Annotated in this window: 3 protein-coding genes; 1 reads left to right on the top strand and 2 read right to left on the bottom strand. The window is 58.1% G+C overall.

The annotated features are described in order from the left end of the window. Positions 1-414 precede the first annotated feature (414 nt). Entirely contained in the window at positions 415-717 is a 303-nt protein-coding gene (locus RMO18_RS07465; RefSeq protein ID WP_309664934.1) for a hypothetical protein, read from the top strand. Positions 718-735: 18 nt separating this feature from the next. Here the strand turns inward: RMO18_RS07465 and rpe are convergent, their stop codons facing one another. Next, the gene (gene rpe, locus RMO18_RS07470) at positions 736-1434 is read right to left on the bottom strand and encodes a ribulose-phosphate 3-epimerase (protein ID WP_405054026.1); all 699 of its coding nucleotides are present in this window, start codon (positions 1432-1434) and stop codon (positions 736-738) included. Between the two features lie 181 nt (positions 1435-1615). Next, positions 1616-1927 (bottom strand): hypothetical protein (locus RMO18_RS07475; RefSeq protein WP_309664936.1); only part of this gene is annotated, 312 nt, incomplete at its 5' end.

Below are 1927 nucleotides of genomic sequence, written 5' to 3' on the forward strand. Positions count from 1 at the left end.
GCGCATAGATCGCCGGCACTTCATCCGCCAGGCGCGTTATTTCATCGGGGGTAAACAAGCTCGGGAAAAACAGGTATCCATCACGGTCAAACTGCTGAATCTGCTCTGGCGTCAGTTTCACGGCTTTCTCCTCCACAAAGAGTGCGTTCGATCGCAGCAACCGCGCCGCGACCCACGCTTGCTGTCAAGTTTAGCCGACGCCATAGTAGCGTTGACGGTGCGCCGTTGGGCTGGGGGAACCAGCACCAGGAAATGGGACATGGCCCGCCATTTGTGCCGAAAAAGGGCCGCGAATTGATCCAGAAAAGTCCGCCTGCTCCGCCTTCGGTGCTTGCAGCATCGAGCCTACGATCTCCATGCACTGGTCACAAATGGATGGCCCACAGTCGGCACTCCACCTATGGAGAACACATTATGGTCACCGCTTACACCCGCATGCTGTTGGGCATGCTGCAAAACCGCATTGAAGAGCGTCTCGGTCAGATGATCAACACAGAAAGGATGCTGGAAGATGCCGTCTATGCGAGCGCCGTGATGGCACTGGCACGGGGCACGCTCAATGGCGAGCTTCGTGTGCTGGCCAGCCTGCTCTGGCCGGTGGTCCAATCCCATTTCGAGCAAACCAACATTGGGCGCCTGCAGGGCTGTCCGCCCAGCCGCGCCAGTGCACCGCGGCACGCACGCATCCTGGCGTTTCCCCGCCCTGCGTTGGCCTGAAAACGCTACCCGCAGATTTCATCCTCGCGCCAACTCCTGGCGCATGGCGTTGATCACGGCGGTATAGTCCTTCTGGCCAAAGATGGCCGAGCCCGCTACAAAAGTGTCGGCCCCGGCATCGGCAATCGCGCGAATGTTGTCAGTCTTCACGCCGCCATCCACTTCCAGCCAGATTACCTGCCCGCCCTGCGTCTGCCATGCATCGATGCGCGCGCGCACGGCCTTGAGTTTGTTGAGCGCTTCCGGAATGAATTTCTGCCCGCCAAACCCGGGGTTGACCGACATGATGAGGATCAGGTCCAGCTTGTCCATCACATGGTCAAGGTAATGCAATGGCGTACCCGGGTTGAGCACCAGCCCGGCCTTGCAGCCACACTCGCGGATCAAGCCGAGCGTGCGGTCGACGTGTCCCGAGGCCTCGGGGTGAAAGCTGATGATGTCCGCACCGGCCTTGGCAAAATCCGGAACAATCCGGTCGACCGGTGACACCATCAGATGCACGTCAATCGGCACTGGTTTGCCATCCTTGATGGCGTGCGGTTTCACCGCCTCGCAGATCATCGGCCCGAATGTGAGGTTCGGCACGTAATGATTGTCCATCACGTCGAAGTGCACGACGTCCGCACCCGCCAAGAGTACATTGCGCACCTCTTCTCCCAAACGGGCAAAGTCAGCGGACAGAATCGAGGGAGCGATGCGAAAGGCCACGGGGTTCACCTTGAGATAGGACTGATCCGAATCTTACCGTCCCCGGTCGTGGTCCATGGTAGATCGCTCAAGAATTCCATCTCTATTCCTGGGCCGGGTGCACGTTCGCATCCCACCATGCGACCAACGTGCGAACAGAAAAATCTTCAGAAGCGCGCAGTCCTGCTTGACCTTCAACCAGCTTGTTGAACTAGTTATCCAATAACGGCTTGGCGCGCCCGCTGACGAACTCATTGAACGCGCTCCTGTCTTCTTCGGGCCAATCGGCCATCAGTACATCCCGATTTTCCAGGGAGAATCCGCTTGGGCTCGCAATCAACCCAGGGGGCATCAGCACAGATGCTGGATTGAAATCCCGAATATCCGCTTCTTGCGTTCCCTCCACCTTTGGAACCAGAAACAGTACCGAGACATACGGGTACACATCCTCCACTCTTCTGATAGCCAGAATTTTGTGCACGTTAAAGGGGGATGCCAGCCCCTTCAGCAATTCAGCTACCGG

This window comes from Tabrizicola sp., assembly GCF_031377265.1.
Classification (GTDB): Bacteria; Pseudomonadota; Alphaproteobacteria; order Rhodobacterales; family Rhodobacteraceae; genus JAUYQR01.